A 16,760-nucleotide genomic window follows, 5' to 3' on the forward strand; every position below is an offset into this window, starting at 1 on the left:
CGATCATCGCGCGGATTGTTTAACGACCGCTTGCTTCCACCCATTCCACGGCTAAAGCTGTGCATAACAGCGACCGCCGACCTCCCGTATTGAAAAGCCTTCCCATGATCCTCGTCGTCGATAACTACGACAGCTTCACCTACAACCTCGTCCACTATCTGGCCCAGTTGGGTGCCCAGACGCACGTCATCCGCAACGATGACCTGACGGTAGAGGAAGCGCTGGCGCTGAAACCCGAAGCCATCCTTCTCTCCCCCGGTCCGTGCGATCCGGACCAAGCGGGCATCTGCCTGCCCATTCTGGCCCAAGCCCCTGAAGACATGCCGATCTTCGGCGTCTGCCTCGGCCACCAGTCGATCGGTCAGGCCTTTGGCGGTCAGGTCGTCCGCGCCAAGGCGCTGATGCACGGCAAGACCTCGCTGATCCATCACGAGGGCGGCGGCGTGTTCAAGGACTTGCCGCGTCCGTTCACGGCCACGCGCTATCACTCGCTGGCGGTCAAGCGCGAGACCCTGCCCGACTGCCTCGAAGTGACGGCATGGACCGAGGACGGCGAGATAATGGGCCTGTCCCACAAGACGCGTCCGATCCACGGCGTTCAATTCCACCCCGAGTCCATCGCCACGGAACACGGCCACGACCTGATCGGCAACTTCCTCGATTTCGCCAACGTCAAACGCACGGCGATGGTCTGAGGCCATGAACAGTTTCAAACCGCTTTTGGCCAAGCTGGTCGCTGGCGACATCCTGTCCGCTGACGAGGCCCAGAACTTCTTCGCCGCCTGCCTGCGCGGCGAGCCGACGCCCGCTCAAGTCGCCGCCGCTGTCACCGCCCTGCGCGTACGCGGCGAGACGGTCGATGAGATCACCGCCTTTGCCCGCGCCATGCGCGCCGCGGCCCTGAAACTCGACCACCCGTTCGAGGATGTGGTCGATACCTGCGGCACGGGCGGCGACGGGGCGCACACCTATAACATCTCCACCGCCGCCAGCTTCGTGCTGGCCGGTGCGGGCCTCAAGGTCGCCAAGCACGGCAACCGCGCCATGAGCTCAAAGTCCGGCTCTTCGGACGTGCTGGCCGCGCTGGGCGTCAATCTGGATGCCACGCCCGCGCAGCAGGCCGTGGCGCTGAACGATGCGGGCATCGCCTTCCTGTTCGCGCCCACCTATCACGGGGCCATGCGCCATGTGGGTCCGGTGCGAGCCGAGCTGGGCTTCCGCACCGTGTTCAACCTGCTTGGGCCGCTGTGCAATCCGGCGGGGGCCAACCGTCAGGTCATGGGCGTCTATGACCCGAACCTGCTGGAGCCTCTGGTCGAGGTGCTGGGCCGTCTGGGGGCCAAGCGCGCATGGACCGTCAACGGCAGCGGCCTTGACGAGCTGACCACCACAGGCCCGACCGAGATCGCAGAGTGGAAGGACGGCAACATCAACCGTTTCACCATCACGCCGGAGGAAGTGGGCCTGCCCCGCGCAACTCTGGCCGATATTCAGGGCGGCGATGCCGAGGTGAACGCCGCGGCCCTGCGCGCCCTGCTGAACGGCCAAACCGGCCCTTACCGCGATATCGTGCTGCTGAACGCCGCCGCCGCTCTGGTGGTGTCGGACGTGGCCGACGACCTGAAATCGGGCATCGCACAGGCCGCCGCCGTGATCGACGATGGCCGCGCCTTGGCCGCACTGGACGCCCTCATCCACGCCTCCCACACGCCAGTAGAGTTCGAAGCATGAGCGACATCCTGAACCGCATCGCCGATTACAAGCGCGAGGAAGTCGCCGCCCGCAAGGCCGCCATCACGCTCGATGCCCTCGAAGCCAATGCCAAGGCGGCATCCACCCCGCGCGGCTTCCGCAATGCGCTGGCCGCGACCGCTGCCAAAACGGGCCGCCCCGCCCTGATCGCCGAGATCAAAAAGGCCAGCCCGTCCAAGGGCCTGATCCGCCCCGCTTTCAACCCGCCGGAACTGGCACAGGCCTATGAGCGCGGCGGCGCGACCTGTCTGTCCGTTTTGACCGATGGTCCCAGCTTCCAGGGCGACGACAGCTATCTTGTGGCCGCCCGCAATGCCGTGGCACTGCCCTGCCTGCGCAAGGACTTCCTTGTCGATCCTTGGCAGGTGGCCGAGAGCCGCGCCCTTGGGGCCGACTGCATCCTGATCATCATGGACATGATCGACGACGCCCTCGCCACCGACCTGTTAGCCGAGGCCGACCGCTTCGGCATGGACGCCCTGATCGAAACCCACGACGCGGATGAAATGGCCCGCGCCAGCAAGCTGGTGGGCGACCGCGACAATGCGCTGGTGGGCATCAACAACCGCTCGTTACGCACCTTCGAGGTCGATCTGGTCAACACCGAGACGCTGGCCCTGCTGGCCCCGTCGCGCGCTCTGCTGGTCGCCGAAAGCGGCATCTTCACCCCTGAAGACGTCGCCCGCGTCGCCGCCGCCAACTCCAAAGCCATCCTCGTAGGCGAAAGCCTGATGCGTCAGGATGATGTTGAGGCGGCGACTAGGGCGCTGTGCGGTAAGTAAATTAGATCGGAAAAAATCTTCCCGTGCAAAAATAGCGCATGCAAAGAGTTGCTAGCGGATACAACAATCCCAAGGCGAAAAACGCCGCAGCCAAAATCTCTAAAGTTATTTCAAATTTGTAGAGAAATTTTTCCGTAGCCTCATCGTTTTGAGGCATCGGCTGAAGCTCTTCTCCATTACGAAAGCTAATCGTCCATTGACGCCACAGCTTTCTCGATAGGTGATGCCTTTTCAAAGTGGATGGGGTTGTGGCACCGGCAGCTATCAGGCCCAGCGCAAAAAGCCAGCAACTCGGCATTAATAGTGCTACCAAGGACTCAGTAGCTTTTTCGATAAGCTTAGAAGAAACGCTTACCAACGCGACACCATTTCCAATCGCCAACCATAGAATCCAACGTTCATTTACAACATTGGAGCGCTCCAATTCATATCTTTGGTTCGAAAGAAGCTCCTCCAACTGCTTCATGGCAAAATCTGCTTTAGGCAAATCACGCATATTTCTCCCCCTTTTAAATTTAGATAATCATCTAACTCTTTCACTATTGCTCAATGAGCGTGATCTTTTGCCAGTCTGCAAAAAGATAAGCCAATCCCTACAAATCATCCACGATCTGCTCTGCCGCCTGCGCCTCTTCCCGCAGCCACTTCACGAACAGCCTTGCCGGTTCGGACACGCTGCTGCGGCGGGTGAGGACGTGGTAGGCCATGTCGGTCGTCAGCGCCCCGTCGGCGAACGGCGCGACGAGGCGACCCGCCGCCAGATCATCCGCCACGAAGGCATAGGGGGCCAGCGCCACGCCCTGTCCGTGGATGGCGGCGTCGATGGCCAGCGCGGTCTGGTCCACGCGGGTGCCCTGTGAGGCATCCACGTCCTTGATCTTCTGCGTCTTGAACCACATCGCCCAATCGGGGCGCGTTTCTTCCAGCTCGCTGGGGCGCAGGTGGATCAGGACGTGGTTTTTCAGGTCCGAAGGCTTCTTCAGCGCCTTTTCGCCCACCATCAGTTGCGGCGCACAGACGGGGATCACATCGGCCCCGATCAGGCGTTCAGAGCGTACCCCCGCATACGGCCCACGGCCATAGCGCACGGCCACGTCCACGCGCCCGCCCGCCACGTCGGCCAGCCGCATATCCGCCGACAGCCACAGCTCGACCTCGGGGTTCTGGGCCTGAAAGCGCGTGATGCGCGGCGTCAGCCATTTGGAGGCAAACGACGGCGGCACCGACACCGACAGGGCAAAGCGACGGTCGGGGCGATACAGCAAATCCCCTGCCCGCTTCAGATAATCAAACCCGTCACGCAACAGCGGATAAAGCTCGGCCCCCAGTTCGGTCAGGGCAATCTGGCGACCCTCGCGGTAAAACAGTGGCGCGCCCGCATGCTGTTCCAGAATGCGGATCTGCTGGCTGATGGCACCGGGCGTCACCGACAGTTCCTCTGCAGCGCGGGTGATGTTCAGGCGACGCGCAGCGGCCTCGAACGCCTTCAGCGAGTTCAGCGGCGGAATACGGCTGTCCAGCGGACTGTCCTTGGCCATCTCAGTTCATCCAATCCGCGGTCGGCAGCCCGCGCGAACGCAGGAAAGCCGGATCATAAAGCTTGCTGGCATAGCGTTGGCCGGGGTCGCACAGCACGGTCACGATGGTGTGGCCGGGGCCCATTTCCTTGGCCATGCGGATCGCGCCCGCGATGTTCACACCGCTGGACGCGCCAAGGCACATGCCCTCGTCCCGCACCAGATCGAACAGGATGGGCAGGAACTCGGTGTCCTCGATGCGATAGGCATAGTCCACCGCATCCAGCCCCGTCAGGTTGCCGGTAATGCGGTTCACACCGATGCCCTCGGTGATGGAGCTGCCCTCGCCCTTCAGCACGCCATCCTTGAAATAGGAATACAGCGCCGCGCCCGGCACGTCCGACAGGCCGACTTTCAGGTTCGGGTTCTTTTCTTTCAGATACAGTGTCGTGCCGACCAGCGTACCGCCCGATCCGACCGCGCAGATAAAGCCGTCAACCTTACCACCCGTCTGTTCCCAGATTTCGGGGCCGGTGCCTTCATAGTGCGCCAGACGGTTCGACAGGTTGTCGAACTGGTCTGCATAGAATGCGCCGTGCGGTTCGGTTTCGTTCAGTTCTTCTGCCAGTCGGCGGGAGAAATGGACGAAGTGGTTCGGGCTGCTGAACGGGGCCGGATCGACCTCGATCAGCTTGGCACCGTGCAGACGCACCGCCCGCTTCTTTTCCTCGGTCTGGGTGCGCGGCATCACGATCACGACCGGATGGCCCAGCGCCGCCCCGACCATGGCCAAGCCAATGCCGGTATTGCCCGCCGTGCCTTCCACGATCGTCCCGCCAGGCTTCAACGCCCCGCTGGCCCGCGCTTTCAGGATGATGCTGAGGGCAGCCCGATCCTTGATCGACTGCCCCGCATTCAGAAACTCGGCCTTGCCATAGATGTCACACCCCGCCGCCTCCGACGCAGCCTTAAGCCGCACCAACGGGGTATTGCCAATCAGGCCCAGGACATCAGACGCGACACGCATTTAGAATTCCGCACTGCAAAAGGAGCTTTGCTCCTTTTAGGCAGGTTTTAGGGAATCTAACAATAAATATGCGTCACTACGCTCATGGAGTGGATACAGCCCTATGCAGCAAACAATGGCAGAGATCGATTGGCTTCGCATACAGCGTGCGTGGACCCAAATGGTCGTGCCCTCTAAGGCGAAAGGGGCGCACGCTCAGGTATTCTTCCAAGCCGTAATCCTCGATGCCTCCATACGAACCTATATCGGCAGCTTACAATACAACCCTTCAGCCGGAGACGGCTTAACTGATGTGGCTCGAAATATTGCAGCTGCTAGGAGCGTCGCTCATGAAGCAGCACTATTCATTAAGTTTGCAAGAGCATTCATAAACCGCAGCCAGCGCACAAATTTAAGTGTGTTATTGGATCAATTTCAACTCGATCATCCGCACATCACTGACGTTCGGGATGCATTTTCTCATTTAGATGAGCGCGTGACGAGGGAGGATACCGAGCCACCATCTCCTCTCTTTAGGACGCAGCCGTTCGTGTTGGCTTCTAGAACTAAGCTTGGAAATGAAGTCGAGATGAAGATCGATGCATCTCTCATTAATAGCGCTCTTAACGTCCTTCTTGCTTTATCAAGGGAATATCAGTCCCGATAAAATCTTAGATCACGACGGAGCCGAACATGGCTGGCCTTAAAGACAAGCGCGGCTTCATCGATAAGGACCGCATCGACCTGACTGAGCGTCAGTCGGTGGAGTACTGGATGAAGAAGTGGGGCGTGACGCGCGATCAGATCGTCACGGCTCACCGCAAAGTCGTGTGCATGACCAAGGACATTGCCGCCGAACTGGGCAAGAAGCGCTGAAGCCCATCCCTGCCCGTCGTCATCCTCCGGCTTGACCGGAGGATCCAGTTTTAGGCGGCTGTGTAGGCTTCAAGTGTTTTGTGGATGCCCCGATCTGCGCCGCGTCGCGGCTTGTCGGAGCACGACGGCGCGGGTGGCGGGTATTGTCGCAGAACTGAGCAAGAAGCGGTAAGACAAGGTCATCTTGACAACGCAAGGTTGCATTATAAGCTGCGCTATATCTTTTAACTCGGGGGAGTGAAATGGCTTACCGTAGGCGCAACAACAGCGACACATGGCACTGGTGCCGCAACTGTCAAAATTGGCCCACTGCCGACTACACTGAGCGCGCGACAAAACCTTCAAGCGGCGACCTGTGCAACGAGTGCAAGGCGAAGGATAAAGCCGGCACGTGCCGTAGCTGAAAAAAGGCCCCGGGGATACCGGGGCCTTTTGTCGTTTTAGCGCTCTCGCTGTGATCAGATGTGGATCACGCGGCCGTAGGCGTCGAGGGCGGCTTCGTGCATGGCTTCCGACATGGTCGGGTGCGGGTAGACGATGCCGTGGATGTCCTCTTCCGTCGCTTCCATGGTGATGGCGGTGACGTAGCCCTGGATCATCTCGGTGACCTCGTGGCCGATCATGTGTGCGCCGATCAGGGCACCCGTCTTGGCGTCGAAGATCACCTTTACGAAGCCCTCGGTTTCACCCGAAGCGATGGCCTTGCCGTTCACGCGGAACGGGAAGCGGCCGATCTTGACCTCGCGCTTGGCTTCACGAGCGCCCTGCTCCGTCACGCCGACCGACGCGACCTGAGGCTGGGCATAGGTGCAACCGGCGATGGGCGAATGCACGTTCGGGGTTTTAAAGCCCGCGATATGTTCCGCCGCGTGGATGCCCTCGTGCGAGGCCTTGTGGGCCAGCCACGGCGCACCGGCGCAGTCGCCGATGGCATAGAGGCCCTTTACGTTGGTCTGGCAGTGGCTGTCGGTCTTGATGTGACCGCGGTCCAGCTCGACGCCCAAAGCCTCCAGCCCGATGCCGTCGGTGTTGGCCGTGATGCCGACCGCCGAGATGCAGACCTCGGCTTCCAGCGTCTCGGCCTTGCCGCCGACCTCGATGGCCACCGACACGCCCTTGGCCGTCTTGGTGACCTTGGTGACCTTGGCGCCGGTCTTGAACTTGATGCCGCGCTTTTCGAAGCCCTTCTGGGCGGCCTTGGACACTTCTTCGTCCTCGACTGGCATGATGCGATCCACGGCTTCCACCACGGTCACTTCGGAACCGAGGGCGCGATAGAAGCTGGCGAACTCGATGCCGATGGCACCCGAGCCGATGACCACAAAGGTCTTGGGCAGCTTCTTCGGGGCCAGCGCATCGCGGTAGGCCCAGATCTTGTCGCCGTCAGCCTCAAGGCCGATCTGCGGCAAGGCGCGGGCGCGAGCGCCCACGGCCAGCATCACGTTCTTTGCGTTCAGAACCTGCTCGCCGCCCTTGTTCAGGGTCACGACCACCTTGGGAGCCGAGCCATCTTTAGAATTTGGGCCCTTTTCCAGTTTGGCGGTGCCCTCGATGACCTCGATCTTGTTCTTCTTCATCAGGAAGCCAACGCCCTGATTGAGCTGTTTGGCTACCCCGCGCGAACGCTGGATGATGGCGTCGAAGTCGAACGACGCGCCCGAGGCGGACAGGCCGTATTCCTTCAGGTGCGACAGGCTCTCGAACTTCTCGCCCGACTTCAGCAGGGCCTTGGTCGGGATACAGCCCCAGTTCAGGCAGATACCGCCGAGGTTCTCACGCTCGACGATAGCGACCTTCAGGCCCAGCTGGCTGGCGCGGATGGCCGCGACGTAACCGCCGGGGCCAGAGCCGATCACTACGAGATCAAAATCACTCATGCGCTTGATCCTCAGGCCAGCATCGACAGCGGGTTTTCAAGCAGCGGCTTGAAGGCTTGCAAGAAGCGGGCACCCGTCGCGCCATCGACCACGCGGTGATCGCAGGTCAGGGTCACGGTCATGACGGTGGCCACGGTCAGCTCGCCGTTCTTGACGACCGGACGCTGCTCGCCCGCACCCACGCTCATGATGCAGCCCTGCGGCTCATTGATGATCGAGGTGAACTGCTTGATGCCGAACATGCCGAGGTTGGACACCGAGAAGGTGCCGCCCTGGAACTCTTCCGGCTTCAGCTTGCGGTCGCGGGCACGCGAGGCGAGGTCCTTGGACTCGGTCGCGATTTGCGCCAGACCCTTGGTCTCGGCCTTGCGGATGATCGGGGTGATCAGCCCGCCATCGATCGCCACGGCCATAGACACATCGGCATTGTGGTGCATGGCGATGCCTTCCGGCGTGTAGGAAGCGTTGGCTTCCGGCACGGCCTTAAGGGCCATCGCAGCGGCCTTGATGACGAAGTCGTTGACCGACACCTTGATACCGCGCGGCTCCAGCATCTTGTTGATCTGGGCGCGGGCCGCCATCAGGGCGTCCAGTTCCACGTCGATGAACAGCGGGAAGTGCGGGACGTTGTTCACGCTCTCGACCATGCGGCGGGCAATGGCCTTGCGCATGCCGTCCAGCGGGATCAGGTCATAGGTGCCGTCGGCAATGCCCATCTGGGCCAGCGACGGCGTGGCCTTGGCCTCGGCAGCCGCCGGAGCAGCCGCCTGAGCCGGAGCCTTGGCACCGCCAGATGCCTGAGCAGCCTCGACGTCGCGCTTGACGATACGGCCATGCGGGCCAGTGCCCTTGATAGCCTTCAGATCAAGGCCAGCCATGGCCGCCAGACGGCGAGCCAGCGGCGAGGCAAAGATGCGCTCGCCCGACGCCGCGACCGGAGCCTGAGCGGCCTTGTTCTCAGCCTTCGGGGCCTCAGCCTTGGGCGCTTCCTTAGGGGCTTCCGCAGCCGGAGCCGCCTCGGCCTTCTTCGGCGCAGGCGCGGCATCGTCCCCAGCCAGACGGGCGATCGGGGTGTTGACCTTCACCCCTTCCGAACCCTCGGCGACGAGGATTTCCAGAACCTCGCCCTCGTCCACGGCCTCGACTTCCATCGTGGCCTTGTCGGTTTCGATCTCGGCGATGACATCACCGGCGGAGACGACGTCGCCCACCTTGATATGCCATTTGGCCAGAACGCCCTCCTCCATCGTCGGAGACAGGGCGGGCATCAGGATGTCTGTCATGCCATCACCTGCTTCACAGCGGCCACGATCTTGTCGACGCCCGGCAGCGACAGGGCTTCGAGGTTCGCAGCGTACGGCAGCGGAACGTCTTCCTGGTGCACGCGCAGCGGCGGGGCATCCAGATAGTCGAAGGCTTCAGCGATCACGCAGGCGACCACTTCGGCACCCACGCCCATACGGCCCCAGCCCTCTTCAGCCGAGACCAGACGGTTGGTCTTCTTGACGCTTTCGATGATGGTGTCGGTGTCCAGCGGACGCAGGGTACGCAGGTCGACAACCTCGGCCGAGATGCCCTCTTCGGCCAGTTGCTCTGCGGCTTGCAGGGCAAAGCCGACCATACGGCTGTGGGCCGTGATGGTGACATCGGTGCCTTCGCGGCGGACCTTGGCCTTGCCGATCGGCACGACGTAATCTTCAACGTCCGGCACGTCGAACTCGAGACCGTACATCATCTCGTGCTCGAGGAAGACGACGGGGTTCGGGTCGCGGATGGCGGCCTTCAGCAGGCCCTTGGCGTCTGCGGCGTCATACGGCGCAATCACCTTCAGGCCCGGAATCTGGGCGTACCATGCCGAGTAGTCTTGGCTGTGCTGGGCCGCCACGCGGCTGGCCGCACCGTTCGGACCACGGAACACGATCGGGCAACGGATCTGACCGCCCGACATGTACAGGGTCTTGGCGGCCGAGTTGATGATGTGGTCGATGGCCTGCATGCCGAAGTTCCACGTCATGAACTCGACGATAGGCTTCAGACCGGCCATGGCGGCACCGACGCCGAGACCGGCAAAGCCGTGCTCGGTAATCGGGGTATCGACCACGCGCTGCGGGCCGAATTCCTGCAGCAGTTCGCGGCTGACCTTATAGGCCCCCTGATACTGGGCGACTTCCTCACCCATCAGGAACACGGCGTCGTCGCGGCGCATTTCCTCGGCCATCGCGTCACGCAAGGCGTCACGGATGGTGGTCTTCACCAGCTTGGCGTCAGCGGGAATTTCCGGATCGCGCAGGTCTGCGGTCGGACGCGCAGCCGGAGCCGCAGCCGCCTTGGCCGCGACCGGAGCCTCGGCCTCGGTCTGGGTCATCGGTTCGGCCTCGGCCTTCTTCGGCGCAGGCGCAGCCTCGTCGCCCGCCAGACGGGCGATCGGGGTGTTGACCTTCACGCCTTCCGAGCCTTCGGCGACGAGGATTTCGAGCACTTCGCCCTCGTCCACGGCCTCGACTTCCATCGTGGCCTTGTCGGTTTCAATCTCGGCAATGACCTGGCCAGCGGAGACAACGTCACCCGCCTTGATGTGCCATTTGGTCAGCGTGCCCTCTTCCATGGTGGGCGACAGCGCCGGCATCAGAATGTCGGTCATTTAAGAACCTCTTGAGCTGCGTTCACGGCTGCAGCTTCGTTGTCATATCGAACAATAGTCGGCTCATAAGGGCTGAGTACCTCGTACTGCATAAAGCCTCCCAAAAGTGCATAGTGCTGAAGAGGCTCCGCAGTTTGGATAGCGCCGAAGCGATCTAGGGCCGTTGAAGACTTGGTCTTGTTCAACGCACATCCCGTTTTCACTTCACCACCCAACGCCGCGTAATGAGCGTCTTCGATGGCCCAGAAAGCCTGTACGTTCGAAAAAATGACTGCGTACCATTCAGTCGTTTTCTCTTGGCGATTGCTACCGCTCACGCCCAAATACAGACTTCCTGCCTGAACCGAGTGAGACATTTCAGGGTAGGACAAGCGGTCAAGACCGCTCTCTATGCCTTCCCAAGTCAAACCCGATTCCGGTCCCAAACTCAGGCCTCCACGTAAACGTCGGTGTAGAGTTCCGAAGCGTCCGGCTCCGGGCTCTCTTGTGCAAATTGGACGGCTTCGGCGACGATGGCTTTCACCTCGTTGTCGACAGCCTTCAGTTCTTCTTCGGTGACCTTGGCTTCGGCCAGCAACACCTTGATATGGTCGATCGGGTCGCGGGTCTTCTTGACCTCGTCCACCTCTTCCTTGGTGCGGTACTTCGCCGGATCGGACATTGAGTGACCGCGGTAGCGATAGGTCTTCACCTCAAGGATGTACGGACCCTCGCCGTTGCGGGCGCGCTCGACCGCACGGGCGGTGGCGTCACGCACGGCCAGAACGTCCATGCCGTCGACCTGCTCGCCCGGAATGCCGAACGATGCGCCGCGCATGAACAGTTCGGTCGTGGACGACGAACGCTCGATGCTGGTGCCCATGGCGTACTGGTTGTTTTCGATGATGTAGATGGCCGGCAGCTTCCACAGCTGGGCCATGTTGAAGCTCTCGTAGACCTGACCCTGGTTCGAAGCGCCATCACCGAAGTAGATGAAGCTGACCGAGTCATCGCCACGGTACTTGCCTGCGAAGGCCAGACCGGTGCCCAGAGCAACCTGCGCGCCCACGATGCCGTGACCGCCATAGAAGCCGGTCGGCACGTCGAACATGTGCATCGAACCGCCCTTGCCCTTGGAAGAACCACCAGCGCGGCCGGTTAGTTCGGCCATGACAGCGTTCGGGTCCATGCCCGCAGCCAGCATGTGGCCGTGGTCGCGATAGCCCGTGATGATCTTGTCGTGGCCTTGCTTGACGCTTTCCTGCACGCCAACCGCAACGGCCTCCTGACCGATATACAGGTGGCAGAAGCCACCGATCAGTCCCATGCCGTACAGTTGACCGGCACGCTCTTCAAAGCGGCGGATCAGGACCATCTCGCGATAGTAACGCAGCAGATCTTCTTTCGAAGCCTGTGGCGTGTTCGGAATCTTGTTACCGCCCGCGTCGGGCGAAGACTTCTGAACCGTGGCTTTCGCCATCCGGCATCTCCCGGTTACGCCCCTGTTACGGGGACTCTTTTCATTACGATGAAAAGGGCTTTAGCAGCCTTGGTTCCGCGTTAGCAAAGCGCAGTTTCGTGTTGTAACACGAGTTTAGCCTGCGCGAGTCTCGTTACGGTTGTGCGAATTCTGTGCGCCGACATGCACAACATAGTCGCGCGGATCGGCAAAACCGATCACCGCACGGGCCCGTTCTTCCAACAGATCACGCGACAGGCTGCTGGAGCGCATATAGCGGACGCGCACCTCAAGATCCTGCCGTTCTTCAAGGACATGGGCCAGTTCTGCCTGACGCTTGGCCAGCAGTTCCTCACGCGCCTTGGTGCTCAACAGGCCACGCTCACCCGTCAGGCCATGGATGCCGACGTACAGCAACGCAAACAAGATCAGCACTGACGGAATATAGGGCTTCATCTGCTCAAACACTGACGCCGCTCCTTCTGAGCGTGGGCACGAATCCAACCCGTGCCCGAAAATGGTTAGCCAACAATTAAAAACTCCGCCGCCAGAGATCCGGCGACGGAGATTTTAAAATTCTTTGCAATTCGAAGGGGCTCGCCCTTCCCGCAAAGCTTAGCGCAGCAGCATGCCGTCGCCGTAGTACACGCCGTTGTCGCCCAGCATTTCTTCCAGACGCAGCAGTTGGTTATACTTGGCCACCCGGTCCGAACGGGCCAGCGAGCCGGTCTTGATCTGACCGCAGTTGGTCGCCACGGCCAAGTCGGCGATGGTGGCGTCCTCGGTCTCACCCGAGCGGTGCGACATGACGGCGGTGTAGCCGGCACGGTGCGCCATATCGACGGCATCCAGCGTTTCCGACAGGGTGCCGATCTGGTTGACCTTCACGAGGATGGAGTTGGCCAGACCTTCGCCAATGCCAGCAGCCAGACGGGCCGGATTGGTCACGAACAGGTCGTCACCCACCAGCTGGACGCGTTCGCCCAGACGCTCGGTCAGCAGCTTCCAGCCCTCGAAGTCGTCCTCGGCGCAGCCGTCCTCGATCGAGACGATCGGGAAGCGTTCGACCAGATCGGCGAGGTAGGACACCATGCCGTCCGCGTCGAAATTCTTGCCTTCGCCTGCGAGGTTGTACTTGCCGCCCTTGAAGAACTCGGTCGAGGCAACGTCCAGCGCGAGGTGGAAGTCTTCGCCTGCCAGATAGCCAGCAGCCTGACCGGCCTTGGTGATGAAGCTCAGGGCTTCCTCAGCCGAGGCGAGGTTCGGGGCGAAGCCACCTTCGTCGCCGACGTTGGTGTTGTGACCGGCGTCCTTCAGCTGCTTCTTCAGCGCGTGGAAGATTTCAGCGCCCATACGCAGACCATCCGAGAAGGTGGCCGCGCCCGTCGGCATGATCATGAATTCTTGGATGTCGATCGGGTTGTCGGCGTGCGCGCCGCCGTTGATGATGTTCATCATCGGGGTCGGCAGGATGCGGGCCGAAACGCCGCCGATGTAGCGGTGCAGCGGCAGGTTGGCCGAGATGGCCGAAGCCTTGGCCACGGCCAGCGACACGCCGAGGATGGCGTTGGCGCCGAGGCGAGCCTTGTTCTCGGTGCCGTCCAGTTCGATCAGGGTTTCGTCGATGCGGCGCTGGTCTTCGGCGTCGAAGCCCGACAGAGCGTCGAAGATTTCGCCGTTCACGGCGTCAACAGCCTTCTGGACGCCCTTGCCCAGATAAACGTCCTTATCGCCGTCGCGCAGTTCGACAGCCTCGTGGGCACCGGTCGAGGCACCCGACGGCACCGCAGCGCGGCCAAACGAGCCGTCCTCCAGGATCACATCCACTTCGACCGTCGGATTGCCCCGGCTGTCGAGAATCTGGCGGGCAACGATGTCAGCAATATCGGTCATAAGGCATCCCAGAGGCGCATAAGAGAAACGATTGGCGCCCGTTTAGACCATGCAGCCGCGAATCGCCAACTATCGCCGACGATTTCGCGTTTCAGAGGTCAGGAACAGCCTTCGACATATTGGATGCTGGGCGTACCGGCGTGGATATAGGCGACCTTGCCGTCGATATCGGCTTCCAGCACCAGACCCCGCGCGCCCTCGGCGTCATAAAACTGGTTGTCCCGCCGGATGCCATCGGCCCAGAGCGTCAGATAGCCCGCAGGCGGCTCGACATAGACATGGGGCGTCCAGCTTCCATTGGTCTGATAGCGGGCTTTCAGCGGCTCTATCGGTTCCCCTAGCCCCACGCCGTCCGCCGTTCGCACGGGCAGCTCGCCCATTACGGTGATGCGTGTGAGGACGCCATTTTCGACCATCACCAGCAGGTCGTCCGGCGCATTGAGGGGCGAATAGTATTCGCACTCGTCCGACGCCCACTCACCCTCGGTCGGGGTTGGCCCCAGAGCTGCGTCAATCTCGGCGCGGCTCATCCCGATCCTCAGGACGCCAAAGCCATCGGGTGTGATCACGTCCGGACCGCCTGCCAAGGCATCCGCTTGGGCCGTTACCGTACAGCCGGCAACAGACCCCGCGGCCATGGCCGCTGCAATCCAAGCCGTAACGCGTTTGCCTATCGTCATGTCCCACTCCGTTGTTGGGCCCATAACGCACGAAAACGGCACGCGATGCGTTCGCGTGCCGTTTCCGGATATTCAGTCTCCAGCCGAGGCTGGATTTGACCCTAAGACTTAGTCTTCGGCTTGGGTCAGGACTTGACGACCGCGGTACATGCCGGTCTTCAGGTCGATGTGGTGCGGACGACGCAGCTCGCCGGTGTCCTTGTCTTCCACATAGGTGTTTGCGCCCAGGGCGTCATGCGCACGGCGCATGTTACGACGGGACGGGGATACTTTGCGCTTCGGAACGGCCATGTCCGTCTCAATCTCTAAGTCGGTGCGCCGGAAGGCGCGAAAAACAATAGCGGCGGCCACGAAAACCGGACCGCCACACGAGGCCGCGCTTATGCATGATGCCGGGGACAATTTCAAGCCATCCATTTAACGGAGACCTATGATCCTGCTGGACATCACAAATAACACTGTTAGTCATAATTATCGAACATAAGCATTTGGGAGGATTTCGGTGGCTAACATAATGAAAATCGTCACTCTGGCCGCTGTAGCGGCATGCGTAGCATCAGCCTCTGCAGCGCAGGAAAACGCCCGCCAAATACCCCTGCCCGCTGAAATCCAGTATCCGGAGGGCATCGCCGTCTCTCCGGTCGACGGCCATATCTATGTGAACTCGGCCACCACCGGCGTTCTGGGCCGCATCAACCCCACCGACGGAAGCGGCGCGGTCATCGCGTCGCCGCTCGATCCCGCCCATGCCGCCATGGATGGCGTAAAGGCACTGGGCCTGAAGGTGGACCAACAGAATCGCGTTTGGGTCGCAGGCGGCATGACCGGAGCCGCCTATGTGGTCAATTCTGATTCGGGCGAGGTGCTGGCTCGATTCTCGACCCCTGCGGGCAACACTCTGATCAACGATGTCGTCGTCACCGACAGCGGTGCCTATTTCACCGACACCCGACGCCCCGTTCTGTGGCGCGCGTCTACCCGCGACGTGCGCGACGGCGCACTGGAGCCATGGATCGACCTGAGCAACAGCCCCATCCCCTATGGAGACGGTGCCAACCTGAACGGCATCGCCGCGACCGCCGATGGCCGCTATCTGATTGTCATTCACATGGGGCGCGGCGAGCTTTTCCGTATCGATACCGCGAGCAAGGCCATTACCCCCATCGCGGTATCCGGTGGCCCGCTCGATGGCGGCGATGGTTTGCTGGTCTCCGGTGATCAACTGTTTGTCGTTCGCCAACCGCATCAGGAGATCGTTTCGCTGAAGCTTTCAGCCGATCTGTCGCAAGCGACCGTTCAAAAGCGCATCACCCCGCCCGAGCTGACGTGGCCCGCCACCGCCGCCCTGACCAGCCAAGGCTTGGTCATCGGCAACAGCCAGCTGAACAAGCGCGCCACGGATACGCCGGAACGCCCGTTCACTGTGGCCATCGTACCGCTGTCACTTCTGGACTAGGCGGTCAGTCCGCCAACAGCGCCGTGGCCACGGTCTCGCCGATGGCCATGGAGCTGGTCAGCCCCGGACTTTCAATCCCGAACAGGGCCATCAGCCCTTCAATGCCGTGGGTGTCCTGTCCATGCAGTTGGAAGTCCGGCTGGGCCTCGCCCGCACCATGCAGCTTGGGACGGATGCCCGCATAGTCAGCCGAAAGCGCCTCGACGCGCACATTTGGCCAGAAACGGCGGATGTATTCGGCGAACTCCTGCGCCTTGGCCGGATCGACCGAATAGTCCTCGGCCTCCACATAGACCAGATCAGGGCCGAACACGCCCTGCCCACCCAGATCCTTGCGGTAATGGGTGCCCAGCGCCCCCGGAATGGGCGGCGGATAAATCAGACGGTTGAACGGTGCCGGTCCCGAAAGGCGGAAATAGACGCCCTTTCCATAATGGCCCTGCGGAATATCGGCGGTGGGATAGCCCTCGATAGAGGCTGCGACCGACTGTGCCGACAGACCCGCCGCCGTAACCAGCAGACGCGAGGTGACCGTCGTCGCCCCCTCGCCGCCGACGCGGATCGAGAAGCCACCACCGGTCAGCGGTTCGGCCCCTTCGAACGGCGCGGCGGTCACAACCGACCCGCCCGCCGCTTCGATCTCGCCTTCCAAAGCGGACATATAGCCGTGGCTGTCAAAGACTCCGCTCTCGGGGGACAGGATGGCCGCCACGGCGTTCAACTGGGGTTCCAGCGCCCGCGCCTGCGCGCCCGTCAGCTCTTCCAGACCCTCGACGCCATTGATGCGGCCCTGCTCAAGAATGGCTTCGATGCGCGGGATTTCCGCATCCTCGGTCGCGACG

At 61.7% G+C, this 16,760-nt stretch carries 19 protein-coding genes; 6 read left to right on the plus strand and 13 right to left on the minus strand.

The features are described from left to right. The first annotated feature begins 104 nt into the window (after positions 1-104). Genes Q0Y42_RS12545 through trpC form a run of 3 tightly spaced genes read left to right on the plus strand, consistent with a single transcriptional unit; the run spans position 105 to position 2,534 of the window. Positions 105-695 (plus strand): aminodeoxychorismate/anthranilate synthase component II, encoded by a 591-nt coding sequence (locus Q0Y42_RS12545; protein WP_297804279.1) that lies wholly within the window; start codon positions 105-107, stop codon positions 693-695. 4 nt (positions 696-699) lie between these two features. Then, positions 700-1,731, plus strand: a complete 1,032-nt coding sequence (trpD, locus tag Q0Y42_RS12550; protein WP_297804281.1) for an anthranilate phosphoribosyltransferase — start codon at positions 700-702, stop codon at positions 1,729-1,731. Then, positions 1,728-2,534 (plus strand): indole-3-glycerol phosphate synthase TrpC, encoded by an 807-nt coding sequence (gene trpC, locus Q0Y42_RS12555; protein WP_297804283.1) that lies wholly within the window; start codon positions 1,728-1,730, stop codon positions 2,532-2,534. The genes trpD and trpC overlap by 4 nt, the downstream gene beginning before the upstream one ends. 1 nt (position 2,535) lies before the next feature. On the opposite strand, the gene Q0Y42_RS12560 is transcribed toward trpC, so the two are convergent. The 3 genes from Q0Y42_RS12560 to Q0Y42_RS12570 form a co-directional block, all read right to left on the minus strand. Further along, positions 2,536-3,030: a hypothetical protein gene (locus Q0Y42_RS12560; protein ID WP_297804285.1), complete on the minus strand. Its 495-nt coding sequence runs from the start codon at positions 3,028-3,030 to the stop codon at positions 2,536-2,538. Positions 3,031-3,127: 97 nt separating this feature from the next. Beyond that, positions 3,128-4,072 carry a transcriptional regulator GcvA gene (gene gcvA / locus Q0Y42_RS12565; protein WP_297804287.1) on the minus strand — a complete coding sequence of 315 codons (945 nt, stop codon included), beginning with the start codon at positions 4,070-4,072 and terminating at the stop codon, positions 3,128-3,130. Between the two features lies 1 nt (position 4,073). After that, positions 4,074-5,078 (minus strand): cysteine synthase A, encoded by a 1,005-nt coding sequence (locus Q0Y42_RS12570; protein ID WP_297804289.1) that lies wholly within the window; start codon positions 5,076-5,078, stop codon positions 4,074-4,076. A gap of 115 nt (positions 5,079-5,193) precedes the next feature. Between Q0Y42_RS12570 and Q0Y42_RS12575 the strand changes: the two genes are divergently transcribed. Then, a complete protein-coding gene (locus Q0Y42_RS12575) occupies positions 5,194-5,724 on the plus strand; it encodes a hypothetical protein (protein WP_297804291.1) in 531 nt (176 codons plus the stop codon). 26 nt (positions 5,725-5,750) lie between these two features. Further along, positions 5,751-5,933, plus strand: a complete 183-nt coding sequence (locus tag Q0Y42_RS12580; protein WP_297804293.1) for a DUF3606 domain-containing protein — start codon at positions 5,751-5,753, stop codon at positions 5,931-5,933. Between the two features lie 458 nt (positions 5,934-6,391). Here the strand turns inward: Q0Y42_RS12580 and lpdA are convergent, their stop codons facing one another. From lpdA to rpmF, 9 genes are all read right to left on the minus strand, one after another. After that, positions 6,392-7,810 carry a dihydrolipoyl dehydrogenase gene (lpdA, locus tag Q0Y42_RS12585; RefSeq protein WP_297804295.1) on the minus strand — a complete coding sequence of 473 codons (1,419 nt, stop codon included), beginning with the start codon at positions 7,808-7,810 and terminating at the stop codon, positions 6,392-6,394. Positions 7,811-7,821: 11 nt separating this feature from the next. After that, on the minus strand, positions 7,822-9,093 hold the full coding sequence (locus tag Q0Y42_RS12590) for a pyruvate dehydrogenase complex dihydrolipoamide acetyltransferase (protein WP_297804298.1): 1,272 nt from the start codon (positions 9,091-9,093) through the stop codon (positions 7,822-7,824). Continuing rightward, positions 9,090-10,451, minus strand: coding sequence for a pyruvate dehydrogenase complex E1 component subunit beta (locus tag Q0Y42_RS12595; protein ID WP_297804300.1), 1,362 nt, complete (start codon positions 10,449-10,451; stop codon positions 9,090-9,092). Before Q0Y42_RS12595 ends, Q0Y42_RS12590 begins: the two co-directional genes overlap by 4 nt. Continuing rightward, the gene (locus tag Q0Y42_RS12600; protein ID WP_297804302.1) at positions 10,448-10,876 is read right to left on the minus strand and encodes a hypothetical protein; all 429 of its coding nucleotides are present in this window, start codon (positions 10,874-10,876) and stop codon (positions 10,448-10,450) included. Before Q0Y42_RS12600 ends, Q0Y42_RS12595 begins: the two co-directional genes overlap by 4 nt. Positions 10,877-10,878: 2 nt before the next feature. Further along, positions 10,879-11,910: a pyruvate dehydrogenase (acetyl-transferring) E1 component subunit alpha gene (gene pdhA, locus Q0Y42_RS12605; protein WP_297804303.1), complete on the minus strand. Its 1,032-nt coding sequence runs from the start codon at positions 11,908-11,910 to the stop codon at positions 10,879-10,881. A 114-nt stretch (positions 11,911-12,024) separates the two neighbouring features. Then, positions 12,025-12,357 carry a septum formation initiator family protein gene (locus Q0Y42_RS12610; protein ID WP_297804305.1) on the minus strand — a complete coding sequence of 111 codons (333 nt, stop codon included), beginning with the start codon at positions 12,355-12,357 and terminating at the stop codon, positions 12,025-12,027. Between the two features lie 147 nt (positions 12,358-12,504). Continuing rightward, entirely contained in the window at positions 12,505-13,782 is a 1,278-nt protein-coding gene (eno, locus tag Q0Y42_RS12615; protein WP_297804307.1) for a phosphopyruvate hydratase, read from the minus strand. A gap of 98 nt (positions 13,783-13,880) precedes the next feature. After that, positions 13,881-14,462, minus strand: coding sequence for a hypothetical protein (locus Q0Y42_RS12620; RefSeq protein WP_297804309.1), 582 nt, complete (start codon positions 14,460-14,462; stop codon positions 13,881-13,883). A 108-nt stretch (positions 14,463-14,570) separates the two neighbouring features. Continuing rightward, positions 14,571-14,753 carry a 50S ribosomal protein L32 gene (gene rpmF, locus Q0Y42_RS12625; protein WP_292053488.1) on the minus strand — a complete coding sequence of 61 codons (183 nt, stop codon included), beginning with the start codon at positions 14,751-14,753 and terminating at the stop codon, positions 14,571-14,573. A gap of 223 nt (positions 14,754-14,976) precedes the next feature. Between rpmF and Q0Y42_RS12630 the strand changes: the two genes are divergently transcribed. Next, positions 14,977-15,918 (plus strand): hypothetical protein, encoded by a 942-nt coding sequence (locus tag Q0Y42_RS12630; RefSeq protein WP_297804312.1) that lies wholly within the window; start codon positions 14,977-14,979, stop codon positions 15,916-15,918. Between the two features lie 4 nt (positions 15,919-15,922). On the opposite strand, the gene Q0Y42_RS12635 is transcribed toward Q0Y42_RS12630, so the two are convergent. After that, positions 15,923-16,760 (minus strand): FAD-dependent oxidoreductase (locus Q0Y42_RS12635; RefSeq protein ID WP_297804314.1); only part of this gene is annotated, 838 nt, incomplete at its 5' end.

Source organism: uncultured Brevundimonas sp. (genome assembly GCF_947305955.1).
GTDB lineage: Bacteria > Pseudomonadota > Alphaproteobacteria > Caulobacterales > Caulobacteraceae > Brevundimonas.

Bases quoted from the DNA above. Each gene is read 5' to 3' on its own strand.
- Q0Y42_RS12545 (WP_297804279.1), top strand. From the start codon at position 105: ATGATCCTCGTCGTCGATAACTACGACAGCTTCACCTACAACCTCGTC.
- trpD (WP_297804281.1), top strand. From the start codon at position 700: ATGAACAGTTTCAAACCGCTTTTGGCCAAGCTGGTCGCTGGCGACATC.
- trpC (WP_297804283.1), top strand. From the start codon at position 1,728: ATGAGCGACATCCTGAACCGCATCGCCGATTACAAGCGCGAGGAAGTC.
- Q0Y42_RS12560 (WP_297804285.1), bottom strand. From the start codon at position 3,030: ATGCGTGATTTGCCTAAAGCAGATTTTGCCATGAAGCAGTTGGAGGAG.
- gcvA (WP_297804287.1), bottom strand. From the start codon at position 4,072: ATGGCCAAGGACAGTCCGCTGGACAGCCGTATTCCGCCGCTGAACTCG.
- Q0Y42_RS12570 (WP_297804289.1), bottom strand. From the start codon at position 5,078: ATGCGTGTCGCGTCTGATGTCCTGGGCCTGATTGGCAATACCCCGTTG.
- Q0Y42_RS12575 (WP_297804291.1), top strand. From the start codon at position 5,194: ATGGCAGAGATCGATTGGCTTCGCATACAGCGTGCGTGGACCCAAATG.
- Q0Y42_RS12580 (WP_297804293.1), top strand. From the start codon at position 5,751: ATGGCTGGCCTTAAAGACAAGCGCGGCTTCATCGATAAGGACCGCATC.
- lpdA (WP_297804295.1), bottom strand. From the start codon at position 7,810: ATGAGTGATTTTGATCTCGTAGTGATCGGCTCTGGCCCCGGCGGTTAC.
- Q0Y42_RS12590 (WP_297804298.1), bottom strand. From the start codon at position 9,093: ATGACAGACATCCTGATGCCCGCCCTGTCTCCGACGATGGAGGAGGGC.
- Q0Y42_RS12595 (WP_297804300.1), bottom strand. From the start codon at position 10,451: ATGACCGACATTCTGATGCCGGCGCTGTCGCCCACCATGGAAGAGGGC.
- pdhA (WP_297804303.1), bottom strand. From the start codon at position 11,910: ATGGCGAAAGCCACGGTTCAGAAGTCTTCGCCCGACGCGGGCGGTAAC.
- eno (WP_297804307.1), bottom strand. From the start codon at position 13,782: ATGACCGATATTGCTGACATCGTTGCCCGCCAGATTCTCGACAGCCGG.
- Q0Y42_RS12620 (WP_297804309.1), bottom strand. From the start codon at position 14,462: ATGACGATAGGCAAACGCGTTACGGCTTGGATTGCAGCGGCCATGGCC.
- rpmF (WP_292053488.1), bottom strand. From the start codon at position 14,753: ATGGCCGTTCCGAAGCGCAAAGTATCCCCGTCCCGTCGTAACATGCGC.
- Q0Y42_RS12630 (WP_297804312.1), top strand. From the start codon at position 14,977: ATGAAAATCGTCACTCTGGCCGCTGTAGCGGCATGCGTAGCATCAGCC.